This is a genomic window from Thermanaerothrix daxensis (assembly GCF_001306145.1).
Taxonomy (GTDB): Bacteria; Chloroflexota; Anaerolineae; order Anaerolineales; family Anaerolineaceae; genus Thermanaerothrix; species Thermanaerothrix daxensis.
Genome location: NZ_LGKO01000005.1, coordinates 464940 through 478570, shown reverse-complemented (window position 1 = coordinate 478570; position 13631 = coordinate 464940). Strand labels below are relative to the sequence as shown.

General features: G+C 56.0%; 11 protein-coding genes and 1 other annotated feature. Of the genes, 5 read left to right on the top strand and 6 right to left on the bottom strand.

The genetic code is table 11. The annotated features are described in order from the left end of the window. Nucleotides 1-11: 11 nt before the first annotated feature. Nucleotides 12-296, bottom strand: coding sequence for a ubiquitin-like small modifier protein 1 (locus tag SE15_RS10865; protein ID WP_054522134.1), 285 nt, complete (start codon nt 294-296; stop codon nt 12-14). Nucleotides 297-471: 175 nt separating this feature from the next. On the opposite strand from SE15_RS10865, the gene SE15_RS10860 reads away from it, so the two are divergent. From SE15_RS10860 to SE15_RS10845, 4 genes are read left to right on the top strand one after another with little or no spacing between them, the layout of a single operon-like run. Beyond that, nucleotides 472-1179 carry a response regulator transcription factor gene (locus tag SE15_RS10860; protein WP_054522133.1) on the top strand — a complete coding sequence of 236 codons (708 nt, stop codon included), beginning with the start codon at nt 472-474 and terminating at the stop codon, nt 1177-1179. A gap of 17 nt (nt 1180-1196) precedes the next feature. Then, nucleotides 1197-2669 carry an MFS transporter gene (locus tag SE15_RS10855; RefSeq protein WP_201778095.1) on the top strand — a complete coding sequence of 491 codons (1473 nt, stop codon included), beginning with the start codon at nt 1197-1199 and terminating at the stop codon, nt 2667-2669. A 22-nt stretch (nt 2670-2691) separates the two neighbouring features. Further along, on the top strand, nt 2692-2913 hold the full coding sequence (locus SE15_RS10850) for a DUF6494 family protein (RefSeq protein WP_054522132.1): 222 nt from the start codon (nt 2692-2694) through the stop codon (nt 2911-2913). 34 nt (nt 2914-2947) lie between these two features. Next, the gene (locus SE15_RS10845) at nt 2948-4141 is read left to right on the top strand and encodes an MFS transporter (protein WP_054522131.1); all 1194 of its coding nucleotides are present in this window, start codon (nt 2948-2950) and stop codon (nt 4139-4141) included. A 53-nt stretch (nt 4142-4194) separates the two neighbouring features. Here the strand turns inward: SE15_RS10845 and SE15_RS10840 are convergent, their stop codons facing one another. The 5 genes from SE15_RS10840 to SE15_RS10820 form a co-directional block, all read right to left on the bottom strand. Further along, complete coding sequence (locus SE15_RS10840) at nt 4195-5064, bottom strand: energy-coupling factor transporter transmembrane component T family protein (RefSeq protein WP_054522130.1); 870 nt, start codon at nt 5062-5064, stop codon at nt 4195-4197. Nucleotides 5065-5142: 78 nt separating this feature from the next. Continuing rightward, a complete protein-coding gene (locus tag SE15_RS10835; RefSeq protein ID WP_054522129.1) occupies nt 5143-6075 on the bottom strand; it encodes an ECF transporter S component in 933 nt (310 codons plus the stop codon). 13 nt (nt 6076-6088) lie between these two features. Then, nucleotides 6089-7708, bottom strand: coding sequence for an ABC transporter ATP-binding protein (locus SE15_RS10830; RefSeq protein WP_054522128.1), 1620 nt, complete (start codon nt 7706-7708; stop codon nt 6089-6091). A 56-nt stretch (nt 7709-7764) separates the two neighbouring features. Continuing rightward, a complete protein-coding gene (gene tyrS, locus SE15_RS10825) occupies nt 7765-8979 on the bottom strand; it encodes a tyrosine--tRNA ligase (protein WP_054522127.1) in 1215 nt (404 codons plus the stop codon). 49 nt (nt 8980-9028) lie between these two features. Further along, complete coding sequence (locus tag SE15_RS10820; protein ID WP_054522126.1) at nt 9029-9937, bottom strand: TIGR01777 family oxidoreductase; 909 nt, start codon at nt 9935-9937, stop codon at nt 9029-9031. A gap of 186 nt (nt 9938-10123) precedes the next feature. Next, nucleotides 10124-10387, top strand: a binding site (T-box leader). 78 nt (nt 10388-10465) lie between these two features. Between SE15_RS10820 and ileS the strand changes: the two genes are divergently transcribed. Then, a complete protein-coding gene (gene ileS / locus SE15_RS10815) occupies nt 10466-13621 on the top strand; it encodes an isoleucine--tRNA ligase (protein ID WP_054522125.1) in 3156 nt (1051 codons plus the stop codon). Nucleotides 13622-13631: the final 10 nt, after the last annotated feature.

Genomic DNA, 13631 nt, shown 5'->3' with positions numbered 1-13631 from the left:
CTCGTGCTTTTCTAAATGCACCCACCGCCTACCGGGGGAAAGATATCCAGGCGATCTTCGAGACGAAGAGGCGTTTGCAACCCTTCAGGCAAGTAGTGAACATCACGACCGTTGACAAAGCAATGCACATACGGCAGGAGATTGCCCTGGCCATCCATCATCTGAGCCCGTAACTCAGGGTAACGATCAAACAAATGCTCCAATACCTGCGCTACCGTTGCGCCCTCGGCCAGCGGTACCTCTACCGTTTTCCCTCCCACAATCGGGCGAAATGTCGCATAAAAATGCACCACCATCGCTACCTGACCTCCGGTTCTCCTTGAAAATACACGATATACCTTTCTTTATTGATTTTATCAATTCCACAGGGTCAAAGGCAATTATATCAGACGGGCGCTTGCCATTTCCCTCACCCAAATCTAAAATAAGAAAAGATCTCTATCCCTCATTGTTTTTTAAAGGGGTCCCTTTATGGTGTTTAACGCCATTCCCACTCAACTGAAGATCCTCATCATAGACGATGATCGTGACACTTGTGATCTGTTACGCGGCATCCTGGAGAAAGAAAACCACCAGGTGTTGACCACCACCCAGCCTCAATCGGCCTTGCGCCTGCTCCAGCATGAGGCCGTTGATCTCATCATTCTGGACATTATGATGCCCGACCTGGATGGGTTAACCCTGCTGGAAGCCCTGCGGCGCGAAACGCAGGCTCCCATTCTGATGCTGACGGCCCTCTCCGATCCGCGGGTCATGCAACAATGTTACGACATGGGAGCCAGCGATTATCTGGTCAAACCCTTTGCTATGACCCAACTCAAAGAGCGTGTGCGTCGTCTGGCTGAAAAGATTCCGCCTCGTCCCATCCCCGATACTACCTGGCAGGCCCAATTCCGCCTGGATGTCGAACAGAACCTGCTGGTGTATAAAGATCTGCCCATCCTGCTGACTCCGACCGAAAGCCGGCTCCTGCGCTACCTGCTGGATAATGCTTTTCACGAGGTCACCTGGGAAGCCCTTTACCACGCGGGCTGGGGTAATGAAATTCTGCCTGAACCAACCGCACGAGCGCTGGTAGAAAACACCATCCGCAGCCTTCTCTATAAGATGCAGCCCGACTCTGACGAAACCCGCCTGATTCAGAGTACAATGGGGGGGTACATATTCCTACCTGAATAGGGGCTTTGATCATCGCCATGACATCATCTCGCCCTAACCTCCAGCACTGGCTAACCCTGCTAAGTGTCGGCTCTGGCGTTTTGATGGCCACGCTCGATGCCAGCATTGTAAATATCTCCCTGCCCACCCTCGTCAAAGACCTCCATACCGATTTTGCCACCGTGGAGTGGGTGGTCCTGGCCTATGTTCTGATGGTCACAGCCTTGATGCTTGGCGCGGCACGACTGGGTGACCTCTACAACAAGAAGCGACTGTACCAGATAGGGCTAATCATTTTCACCCTGGGATCGCTACTGTGTGGATTGGCCCCCACCATTACGGCGCTCATCGTCTTTCGTGCGCTTCAGGGCATCGGAGCTGCCTTTACTCAAGCCCTTGGTACGGCCATAGTCACTGAGGTCTTCCCGCCCGAATCCCGCGGGCGTGCCCTGGGCACCATCGGAAGCATTGTCTCAATCGGCATTGCCGCCGGGCCGCCCCTGGGTGGGTTGATCATCGCCTGGGCCGGCTGGCATTGGGTCTTCCTGGTTAACCTCCCCATAGGAATCATCGCCTCGTTGATCGTGCACCGCTTTGTCCCGAACCTGCACCCTGGCCAGCGCGATGGGGGCTTTGATGCTGTGGGGGCCCTGATTCTCTTTATCGCCATGGGCTGCTATGCCCTGGGTATGACCCTGGGACAGGATTTGGGCTTTGGCAATCAGTGGCCTAAAATTCTCCTGGGGGTCAGCCTCATCGGATTGATCTTGTTTGTATGGGTAGAGCACCGCCAGCCTCACCCCATGGTGGATTTGAGTCTGTTCCGCAACGTTCTGTTCTCCATCAATCTGCTAATGGCCTTTCTTGTGTTCGTTGTCATGGCCGGAATGTTCCTAATGCCTTTCTTCCTCCAATTGGTGCAGGGCTACCCAACCCAACTGGTAGGATTGTTGATGATGGCTCATCCTGTGGCCATGGGCATCGTTGCACCTGTCGCTGGCGCGCTCTCAGATCGCTATGGTTCGCGGGAGATCAGTCTTATCGGCCTCATCATGGTCATCATTGGCTGCCTTTCGGTCGCCTCCATTCGTGCCGGAATCAGCCCACTGGCTTTTGTCCTGCACCTGATCCCCTTCGGTATCGGGCTGGGAATGTTCCAATCCCCGAATAATAACGCCATCATGAGCGCCGTGCCCCGCAATCGTCTGGGGATTGCCTCTGGGTTACTGGCTCTGATGCGAACTCTGGGGCAAACTTCAGGGCTTCCCCTCATGGGCACATTATTTGCCCTCCAGGTACGCGCCTTCGCTAACCTTGCTCCTGGCTTTGAAGTAACTCAGGCGGAGCCTTCAGCCCTCCTGGCAGGGTTGCGGGGCACGTACCATATTGCAGCGTTTGTCATCCTGGTCGCGACGTTGCTGGCCGTACTGGCCCTTTGGATAGATGCACAAAAGCGCAAACAGCACGCCGCTCACCCGGTACTGGAAGGCAAGCACAAAGTTTGTCGGTAACCATGAGAGGAGGATTTCAGCAATGAATGAAGAGATCAGCCACCACGATATTCGACGCCTGCTAAAGACTTTCGGCGTGCAGGCTGATGAGGCCATTCTTCGCTATTTGGAGCAGCATCCAGGTGATTCTCCCCTGCGCCTGCGCATCACCCTGGAAGACGTTACGGAATACGGGACTAATGCACCCCATTCTCTCCTTCATCTAGTTGTTGAAGGAGAAATTCGCCGCACTCCTCATCCTTAAACCACACGCCCCGTCTACCCAATCCTTCGTCCCCATGATCACAGACCAGAGCCTGAACGCCGAAAGATTTCAAAGTGAACGTGTAAGCACCATTGCCCTGGGGCACGCAGTGCACGACACCTACTCGGCTTTTCTGCCTTCACTACTGCCTCTGCTCATCCAGCGCTATGCCCTCTCCAAAACCGAGGCAGGGGTACTCTCCTTCCTCACTCAGGCCCCTTCCATTCTTCAACCTTTCATCGGCTATCTGGGAGATCGGGTTGGGTTGCGCTTGCTGCTCTTCCTTGGGCCGGCCATCACAGCCGCTATGATGTCCCTGGTGGGCGTCGCCCCCACTTACCCAACCGCCATGATTTTACTCCTTGTAGTTGGGCTTTCTTCTGCAGGTTTCCATGCCATTGGCCCCGCCATTGCCGGGCGGCTCTCGGCTCACCGGCTGGGACTGGGGATGAGTCTGTGGATGGCTGCTGGTGAATTGGGACGTACTTTGGGCCCCCTGATCGTCGTAATTGCCATTCAGGGATTAGGAATAGAGCGGCTACCATGGCTCATGAGCATCGGTATTCTGGTTTCCCTGGCCGTTTACTGGAGCCTGCGCGATGTTCCCGCCCAACCCGCTCAGCCTCCCGATCCGATCCCCTGGAAACAAGCCTGGGCTCTGTTACGACCGGTTTTAATCCCGGTGAGTGCCCTGCTGATAACCCGCGCGCTGGCTCAGGTGGCCTTCTCCACATTTCTGCCCACGTTTCTGACCGAAGAGGGGGCCACACTTTGGCTGGCAGGAGGCTCGCTTACCATCATGGAATTTGCCGGCATTGGAGGTGCATTTCTGGGAGGGTCGCTCAGTGACCGTCTGGGGCGCAAACCCGTCCTCATCGCCGCCGGGCTGGGGACGGCTACCTTCGCATTTGCCTTTCTTGCTACTTCCCAACTGGTCCTCCGCCTGGTCACGTTACTGGGACTGGGAGCCACCATGCTCTCCATGACCCCCATCCTGATGGCCCTCATTCAGGATCACTACCCTGAACAGCGCGCCCTGGCTAACGGCGCCTTCATGGCGGTCAACTTTGTGGTTGGCTCATTTGCCATGTTAGGGGTGGGCTGGCTCAGCGACAACCTGGGATTGCACAACGCCTTTCTGCTTAGCGCAGGCATCTTGACCCTGGGATTGCCGATCATCTTTGCCTTGCCGGATGGTCATCGTGGCACCCAGGCCAAAGAAAAGTGAGCCGCCATCTGACCTGAATGGCGGCCGGGCACTAGCCGATCGGAAAAAGAGATTTACTGCGCCAGGCGTAGCAAAAATTCCGGCACCCAGAACTTTCCAAACCCCCACAGGGAGAGGGCAATGCAGACCAGCAGCATTACCACTCCAAATGCGATCAGGGCACGGTCACGCGGGCGATAATGCAATTCATCTACCCACGTGCGTGGCCCAACCCCAAAGGCGCGTAGATCCATGGCATCAATAATATCCTCGCTAGCCACAATCGCATGGATCGTCACCGGCACAATGAGCGGCGCCAGTTTGCGCACCTGAGCGAACAGCCCTCCAGAAATCTTCTCCAGTTCGTAGCCCCGCGCCCGTTGGGCATCCATTGTCAACTGAAAATCACGCCCAAAGGAGGGGATAAAACGCATGGTTAAATCCATGCCGTAGGCCACCTTATCAGGCAGTCCCAAACCGCGGAATGTCACCCCGTAAAGAGCCGGATTCAGTGAATATGGAATAAGGATGGTCATGCTGGCCAGGCTGAAAACGCGCACCATCATGGCCACGGCGTAGGCAATGCGTTCAGCGCTCAGGATGAGCGTGGGGCGCCAACCGAAGAGGGTAAAACCAGCCGCCAGACGGCGAATAACATGTTCTTCCTTATAAAGCTCAATGCCTCCCCGCCCTGTCAGTAAGGTAAGGAAGGAAAAGAAAAGGATAAAACCGCCAATGAAAAGCCAGGCGCGGCGCATTTCATGCCATTTGATTCCCGAGGTAAAAACCGCCACCAGCGCCATGGCAAAAAGGACCAGCAAATACCGCAGATCCCAGAAAAGCACTGTGCAGGCAATGTAGCACAGGAAGAAAATGATCCAGGCACGCGGGTCAAAACTCTGGATGAGCGACTTACGAGGTCGGTAACGCCAAGTAACGAGCATATAACTCCTAATGACTCCTCAGGGGCAGGTGAGGGAGTTGTTTAGCCCCCCTCACCTGCCTTTGCTCCACACGTTCTATCAGCGACCAGTCTGGCGCTGCACCGATGCAAACGCCACCACCAATAACGGTACCAGGATGGCAGCAAAGATGGCATTCGGACCCGCCGCAGGCAGGAACTCTCCCACAATTGCCACTGCTGGCGGATAGCCATTGATCCAGATATCCGAAATGGCCGCAAAGCCAATGCCCAAGAAATTACCCAGCAGGCTCCACGTCACCGCGGCTGCCACATCCAGATTCTGGGCGAAGAGGAAGCGCACCAGTAATACCAGGATAAAGCCCACCACCGCCGAGATACCGGCAAAGAGGCTAATGGTGGCATCACCAAAGATGCCCGCCTCGGGATCGAAGAACATCATGTTGGGCACATTGCGGTTGACGAAGAAAATGACGGTGGCCAATGCAGCAAGCAAGGCACTGACGATTAACACCGTGTCCACACTGCGCCGTTTATCCTTGAAAAGATGCACCAACCCCGCCACGAAACCAACCAGCCCGTTCCCCACGCTCCACTGAGGAGAGAGGCCAAAACCGGTCAACGCATCGCCAAACATGTTGCCCACCGCGCCGCTAAAAAAGCCCACTACCGGGCCAAAGGCATAACCGAAGAACATCGGAATGGCAATAGCCGGGCGCAGGGCCACCTGGCTGACCGAAGGTACCGCGAACACGGTGCCGTTGAAAAGGAAAGAGAGCACGGCATAAAGGGCCGCGCCAATCGCCATGTACACCACCTCACGCGTGCCCACTTCCCACACCGGGCTCTGGCGGGTTAGGGTGTAGATGACAAAAACGATTAACAAACCAATACCAACAAACGCAAAACGCAGCACGCCGGTTTCATCCAGTTGCAGGTTAGGATTGATCATCCCGCCAATCCAAACAATCAGCAGGAAGAAAACCAGAACACCGATTAAAGAAAAGAGAATTGAACGCAAACGCTTATCCATCTTGCTCCTCCTTTCAAGCTAGTGAAAAATGGGCCAGCGCCTCCGCACTGAGAAAACGACGTGTAGCAGACAGGTATTCCAGATTCAGGCGCAGCAGTGAGGTTGGAACCAGGCGGCAGGCTTCCAGCCGCTCCAGATCGCTGAGGACCTCCTCGGGCGCGCCATCCGCGACCACCTGCCCATCATTGACCAGAAGCACCCGGTTTGCGTAGCGGATGGCCACATCAACATCATGAGTAATAAAAAGAATCGCCTCAAAGCCGGGCATTTGCAAGATCGAATCCATGAAACTGATGTAGTTCTTATAATCCTGCCCGGCCGTGGGCTCATCCATGACCAGGATGCGCGAGCGCATCGAGAGAATGGCGGCGATGCTAACACGCTTCTGTTGCCCGAAGGACATTGAGAGCGGCGGAATCTGCTCATACCCCCTCAGGTTCACAATCTCGATAGCGTCCATCACCTCCTTTCGCAGGGTTTCGGGATCATGATTGAGGTTTCTAGGTCCAAATGCCAGCTCTTCGTAAACGGTCGGGGCAAAGAGCATATGGCTTGGACTTTGAAAAACATACCCCAGGGTGCTGGCAATCTCTGCCACGCTCATATGGCGCGTATCGCGCCCCCGGATGAGAACACGCCCTTGCTTGGGTTTGAGCAACCCAATGGCATGCTTGATCAGAGTCGTTTTGCCCGCTCCATTAGGGCCCAAAACCGCGATGATGTCACCGCGGTAAATGGTCAGATCCACGCCGTGCAAAATCTCGGTCCCGTTTTCGTAGCCGAAATGCACCCCCTGGAACTCCACCAGCGGTTCACGGGGACCCTCTCGCCCGCTGGGAAGCCAGTGCGGCTCAGATGGCGGCTCCGCGCGCGCCGCCAGGTTCAAGATCATCGGGGCTGGCAATTTCACCTCGCGGTAGTCCACATAATCCGCCAGTTGTTCGGCAGTACCATCGAATTTAATCTCCCCATCACTCATGAAGAGCACCCGCTCAGGATGGATGGCGAGGACATCCTCCACACGGTGCTCGATCAGGATGACCGACATGCCCTCATCGGCTAATTGGCGAATCATCTGCAACGCATCCTGGGCACTGGCCGGGTCCAGGCTGGCCAGCGGTTCATCCAGCAGCAGGATACCCGGACGCATTGCCAACACACCCGCCAGAGCCACTTTCTGCTTCTCGCCTCCCGAAAGGCTGAAGGTCTCACGATCACGCAGGTGCGCAATTTTCAACCGCTCTAAAGCCTCTTGCGAGCGTTGCAGGATCTCTTCACGCGGCAGACCCAAGTTCTCCAATCCAAACGCCACCTCGTTGATCACCCGTGAGCCAAGAATTTGACGCTCCGGGTCCTGAAGGACAGTGCCCACCATCTGAGAAATGCGCGCTAATGAGAGCCCCTGCGTGTCCTGCCCGAAGATGCGGATACTGCCTGTCAGTTCGCCTTTGTAACTGCGTGGGATCAAACCGTTAATGCAGCGAATCAAGGTGGTCTTTCCACATCCACTGGCCCCGGCAATCAGTACGACCTGACCAGGTTGAACCTTTAAGTTGATATTTCGAATCGCCGGCTCATGGCGGCTTCGATAGCGAAAAGTCAAATTTTCAACAATCAGAGGCAATTCAGACATCGCGTTTCATCTTCTTACTCAATGTTGGCCAAGACACTCTTTATCGCCCAAACGACCTAGAAAATAACCCGTAAGAACTGGCGCTTCCCCACCTGCAGGATGCCCGGATGGGGTAGCGGGGCGTTCGGGTCGGTCAGTACCTGCCCATCCAGACGGACACCCTTTTGCTCAATCAGACGGCGCCCCTCGCTTTTACTATTGATCAGGTGCGCCTTCACCATAATCTCCAGCACGCTCTGACCTGCCTCGGCATGGAATTCTGGAACATCCTCAGGCAAATCATGCTTTTGGAAAAGGCGCACAAAAGCCTCTTGAGCACGCTGAGCGGCTTCTTCACCATAAAAGTTCGCCGTGATCTCGAAGGCCAGTTTCATCTTAGCATCCCGCGGGTGCAGAGTGCCATCGGCGAGGGCTTTCTCAAAAGCAGCCACCTCATCAGGCAGCCACCGGGTAACCAGTTTGGCATAGGTGGGCATGACAAAATCGGGAATGCTCATCACCTTACCATACATATCCTCAGCCGTCGTGTTGATGGGGATGTGATTGCCCAACGACTTGCTCATCTTTACCACCCCATCGGTACCCGGCAAGATGCCCATGATGATCGCAATATTGGGTTTGGCACCGAGGAAAGCCATAATTTTGCGCGCGGCGGTCACGATATTAAACAATTGATCCGTACCGCCTACCTGAACGTCCGCCTGAAGCATATAAGCGTCATACCCTTGCATGATGGCGTAGAAAGTTTCATGCAGGTAAATCGGGTCGCCGCGCTCCCAGCGCAGGCGGAAATTTTCACGGGTGAGGAATTGTTGAAGTGTGAAATTGGCTGCCAGCGGGATCATGTCCGCTAAGGACAACTTGGAAAGCCACTCTGCATTGTAACGTATCCGTGTCTTCGCAGGATCCAGGATACGAAAGGCCTGCTCGGCATAGGTGCGGGCGTTCTCCTCAATTTCCTCGGGGGTCAACCGGGGGCGCAGTTTGTCCTTATCCGAAGGATCGCCGATCAAAGAAGTAAAGTTTCCGATCAGAAAGGTCACCTCATGGCCCAGGTCTTGAAACTGGCGCAACTTGCGCATGGTTACCGTGTGACCGAGGTGCAGATCGGCCTTCCGCGGATCATAACCGCAATAAACCCGTAAAGGACGCCCCTCCTGCTGTGCCTCAATCAGGCGTTCGCGTAGTTCCGTCGCCATGGCCTGTTTGAGGGCCTCATCCCCGTATTCGGTTCCCTGCATGAGAAGTGCAACCTGTTCATCAATGTTCATGGGCTTGTCCTCCGTGAGTTGGTTAATTATACCTAAAACTACACGGATCTCAGTCGGTTAGCAGGTCGCGCAGAGCCGCTTCTAAATCCTCAAAGGCAAAGCGATAACCCAAATCCAAAAGCCGCTGGGGCAAGGCGCGTTGCCCATCCAGCACCAGGGTGCTCATCTCCCCGAGCACCAACCTCAGCGCAAATGCCGGAACGGGTAACCAGTAAGGACGTCGTAGCACACGTGCTAGGATGCGCCCGAAGACAGCATTGCGTACCGGGTTAGGTGCCGTCAAGTTAAAGGGGCCCACCGCCTGATCGTTATGAAGCAGGAACAACATTGCACCGATCTGATCGGCTAAGTGAATCCAGGGCATCCACTGCCGTCCACTGCCCAAAGGTCCTCCCACCCCCAGCCGGAAGGGCAATAGCAGACGTTTGAGCACCAGACTATCCCGCCCCAACACTATTCCGGTGCGCAAAAGTACTCGACGCACCCCCCACGCCTCTACCGGCTGGGTACTGGCCTCCCACTGCACGCAAAGTTGAGCCAGGAAATCCCTTCCTGGGGGTGAGGATTCGGTGATCACCTCGTCTCCACAGGGTCCATAATACCCAATCGCCGAAGCCTGCATTAGGAGACGAGGTTTGCGCGGAGCCAGAGCAAATGCCTCAACCACAGCCTGCCCACTCGTGACACGGCTAGCCAAAAATTCCATTTTTCGCTGCTGAGTCCAACGCCCCACACCCAAATTTGCCCCCGCAAGATTGATCACTGCATCCATACCGGCCAACAGGTCCGCCCAGGCCGCTCCACTATGCCCGTCCCAGGGGTGCACGGCAACCGAAGGGGGCAAACGCACGGCGTGGGGACGCCGACTCAGCACATTGATGGCATGTCCTTCTTCCAATAGCCGTGGTATCAGGGCGCTCCCAATAAAACCGCTTCCGCCAATGATCAGAATGTTCATGTGCACCACCTTTCTGTAGGCTTCATTCAACCTCTAAAATAAATGATCAATATGCCCCGTTAATTGTGTCCCGGGACAAGTCCTGCAATCACCTGTTCTCTATCGAATTATATCCAGGCGGGCTCAAGTTGATCTCAGCTTGCGGCGGTTGATTTTTTCTGAGGTTCGTGGCATAATTTGCGCATCTCAAAAGCGATGATGGAAACGAGTAGGCTCATTAGAGGCTGTCAGCGAACCTGGGAGAGTGTGAGCCGGGGCAGATCGGTGAGCCGAAAATCCTTCCGGAGCTGCAAACTGAACGCGAACCGACAGGTTCGTCAGTAGGGGCGCCGGCCTCGCCAGCCGTTATCCGCGGCGCAGGTATCAACGGGAAACCGGGCGTACCTGGCAGAGTGCCTGCCTGTGGGCAGGAATCAGGGTGGTACCGCGAGAAGCCCTCTCGTCCCTGAAGTGGACAGAGGGTTTTTATTTAGGGCCTCCCCCTCTGCGGATGAAGCGGTTAAAAATCTCAGGTTAGAGGAGTGGATTATGTTCCGACCCGTCTCGCCGAAACTCGACATCGTCTCTCTTGAAGAATCCATTCTGCGCTTTTGGAAGACCCACGACATTTTCCACGAAACCCTGCGCCAGCGCGAGGGACAACCGGAATATGTTTTTTACGAAGGCCCTCCCACCGCTAATGGAAAGCCGGGCGTCCACCATGTCCTGGCACGGGCCTTTAAAGATGTCTTCCCGCGTTACAAAACAATGCGCGGCTATCACGTCATTCGCCGCGGCGGGTGGGATACCCACGGACTGCCGGTGGAAATTGAAGTAGAAAAACAACTTGGCTTTAATACCAAGCGTGAGATCGAGGCCTACGGGATCGCGCGCTTTAACGAACTGTGCCGCAAATCGGCTTTCACCTACATCCGCGAGTGGGAAAAACTTACCGAACGCATTGCTTACTGGGTTGACCTGGATACGGCTTATATCACCTATACCAACGATTACATCGAATCGGTGTGGTGGATCTTAAAGAATTTCTGGGAACGCAACCTGCTCTACCAGGGGTTCAAGGTCGTCCCTTATTGTCCGCGTTGCGGCACCCCCCTTTCAGATCATGAGGTCGCCTTGGGATACGATGAAGCCACCGATCCCTCGGTATATGTGCGGTTGCCCCTGGTGGATGAACCGGGCAACTCTCTGCTCATTTGGACCACCACCCCCTGGACCTTGCCCGCGAATGTGGCCGTGGCGGCTCACCCGGACGTGGACTACGTTGTTATCGAGCGCGAGACTCCCGAAAACGGCAAAGAGCGCTTGATTTTGGCCGAAGCGCTGGTGCAGGCTGTCTTCGGAGACGAGCCGGTAAAGGTCGTCGCTCGAATGAAGGGTCGCCAGTTGAAAGGCAAGCGCTACCACCCGTTGTTCACCTTCCTTCCGGTGGATAAACCGGCTCACTATGTGGTGCTAGGGGACTTTGTGACCACCGAGGAAGGAACCGGCCTGGTGCACATGGCTCCCGCCTTCGGTGCCGAGGATATGAGCGCCGCTTTGGAGTACGATTTGCCCATCCTGATGACGGTGAATGAAGAAGGGGCCTTCATCCCAGAAGTGCGTCCCTGGGCAGGCAAATTTGTCAAAGAGGCAGACCCCGAGATTACCGAAGACCTGCGTCGCCGCGGCCTGCTCTTGCGTGCCGGCACCTACACTCACACCTACCCCTTCTGCTGGCGTTGCTCCACCCCGCTCCTTTACTACGCTCGCCCCACCTGGTACATTCGTACCAGCCAGTTTAAAGAGCAAATGGTGGCATTGAACGAGAAAATCAACTGGTACCCGGAGCATATTAAGTACGGGCGTTTCGGCAACTGGCTGGCCAACAACATTGATTGGGCACTGGGGCGTGAACGCTACTGGGGTACTCCCCTTCCTATTTGGGAGTGCCAACAGTGTCACCACCAGGAGTGCATCGGTTCGGTGGCCGAACTGTCCCAAAAGGCGGGGCGCGATCTTTCTGGGCTGGATCTCCATCGCCCGCACGTGGATGAAATCCGCTGGAAGTGCCCCGAGTGCGGAGGTACTATGGAGCGCGTGCCCGAACTGATTGACGTGTGGTTTGACTCCGGTGCCATGCCGGTTGCCCAGTGGCATTACCCCTTCGAGAACGAAAAGATGTTCAAGCGGCAGTTCCCCGCGGACTACATCTGCGAAGCGGTGGATCAGACCCGCGGTTGGTTCTACTCCCTTCATGCCATCAGCACGCTCTTGTTTGGCGAGGTTGCCTACAAGAACGTCATCTGCCTGGGGCTAATCCTGGATGCGCAGGGGCAGAAAATGTCCAAATCGCGCGGGAACGTGGTGGATCCGTGGGACGTAATCAACCGTACAGGCGCAGATGCCATGCGCTGGTACCTCTACACCGCCAGCCCGCCGGGCCAGGAACGGCGGTTCTCCAGCGATTTGGTGGCCGAGGTGCTGCGCAGTTTTGTACTCACTCTCTGGAATACCTACGCCTTCTTTGTCACCTACGCGAACCTGGACGGCTGGCAGCCCAATCCAGACGAGACCCCTGAATATACCGCCCTGGACCGCTGGTTACGCTCCACCCTGCATGCACTGGTGCGAGAAGCCACCGACGCCCTGGAACACTACGACGTACTGGGAGCCACGCGTCCCATCGAGACTTTCGTGGACCAACTTTCTAACTGGTATCTGCGCCGTTCGCGCCGCCGCTTCTGGAAGAGCGAATCCGATGCCGATAAACGGGCTGCTTACGCCACCCTCTACGAGGCGCTGGTGACCCTGAGCAAACTTCTAGCCCCCACCATGCCTTTCCTGGCGGAGGCCCTCTACCAGAACCTGGTGCGCTCCGTGGATAAAGAGGCGCCCCTCTCCGTGCACCTGGCTGAATGGCCGTCCTATGACGTCAGTGTCATTGATGAACGGCTCAATCGGGAGATGGCACTGGTCATGCGTCTAGCTTCACTCGGGCATGCGGCGCGCAACAAAGCCAACCGCAAGGTGCGCCAGCCGCTAGCCGAAGCCGCCTTTGCGGTGGGAAATGCTGAGGAAATCCCGGTGGTCGAAGCATATGCCGACCTGCTGGCAGACGAGTTGAATGTGAAGCGTGTGCGAGTACTAGATGCCACCAGCGAAGCCGTGGCCTACAGCCTCAACCCCCTGCCCAAACAACTGGGACAAAAATACGCCAGTCGCTTCCCCGCCATCCGCAAGGCAATTCTAGCCCTTGACCCTGAGCCAGCCGCCAAGCGTCTGCTCAACAACCAGCCCATTGAAGTTAACGTGGATGGAGAAACCTATACCATTCTGCCTGAGGAGGTCGAGGTCCGCGTCCAGGCGCGAGAGGGCTTTGCCGTTGCCTCAGAAGGCCCCTACCTGGCAGCCCTGGTCACAGATCTCACTCCGGAACTGATCCAGGAGGGACTGGCTCGCGAGTTTGTACGCCGGGTACAGGAGTTGCGTAAGCAGGCCGATTTGGACATCGCTGACCGCATCCGCCTGTACTACCAGGCCACACCCGGTCTGGAAGCGGCCTTGGCTGCCTTCAAGGACTATATCATGGGCGAAACCCTGACCCTGGAAATGCTCAACCAACCGCTTCCGGCCAACCTGCCTGCCGCCGAGGATACCTTCGACGGCGAGCGATTGCAGATTGCCCTGGAACGCATCCAGCGATAGTACTTTAGGT

What these genes read in the sequence shown, in the direction of transcription:
- SE15_RS10865 (WP_054522134.1), bottom strand. Translation starts at nt 296, where the DNA reads ATGGTGGTGCATTTTTATGCGACATTTCGCCCGATTGTGGGAGGGAAA.
- SE15_RS10860 (WP_054522133.1), top strand. Translation starts at nt 472, where the DNA reads ATGGTGTTTAACGCCATTCCCACTCAACTGAAGATCCTCATCATAGAC.
- SE15_RS10855 (WP_201778095.1), top strand. Translation starts at nt 1,197, where the DNA reads ATGACATCATCTCGCCCTAACCTCCAGCACTGGCTAACCCTGCTAAGT.
- SE15_RS10850 (WP_054522132.1), top strand. Translation starts at nt 2,692, where the DNA reads ATGAATGAAGAGATCAGCCACCACGATATTCGACGCCTGCTAAAGACT.
- SE15_RS10845 (WP_054522131.1), top strand. Translation starts at nt 2,948, where the DNA reads ATGATCACAGACCAGAGCCTGAACGCCGAAAGATTTCAAAGTGAACGT.
- SE15_RS10840 (WP_054522130.1), bottom strand. Translation starts at nt 5,064, where the DNA reads ATGCTCGTTACTTGGCGTTACCGACCTCGTAAGTCGCTCATCCAGAGT.
- SE15_RS10835 (WP_054522129.1), bottom strand. Translation starts at nt 6,075, where the DNA reads ATGGATAAGCGTTTGCGTTCAATTCTCTTTTCTTTAATCGGTGTTCTG.
- SE15_RS10830 (WP_054522128.1), bottom strand. Translation starts at nt 7,708, where the DNA reads ATGTCTGAATTGCCTCTGATTGTTGAAAATTTGACTTTTCGCTATCGA.
- tyrS (WP_054522127.1), bottom strand. Translation starts at nt 8,979, where the DNA reads ATGAACATTGATGAACAGGTTGCACTTCTCATGCAGGGAACCGAATAC.
- SE15_RS10820 (WP_054522126.1), bottom strand. Translation starts at nt 9,937, where the DNA reads ATGAACATTCTGATCATTGGCGGAAGCGGTTTTATTGGGAGCGCCCTG.
- ileS (WP_054522125.1), top strand. Translation starts at nt 10,466, where the DNA reads ATGTTCCGACCCGTCTCGCCGAAACTCGACATCGTCTCTCTTGAAGAA.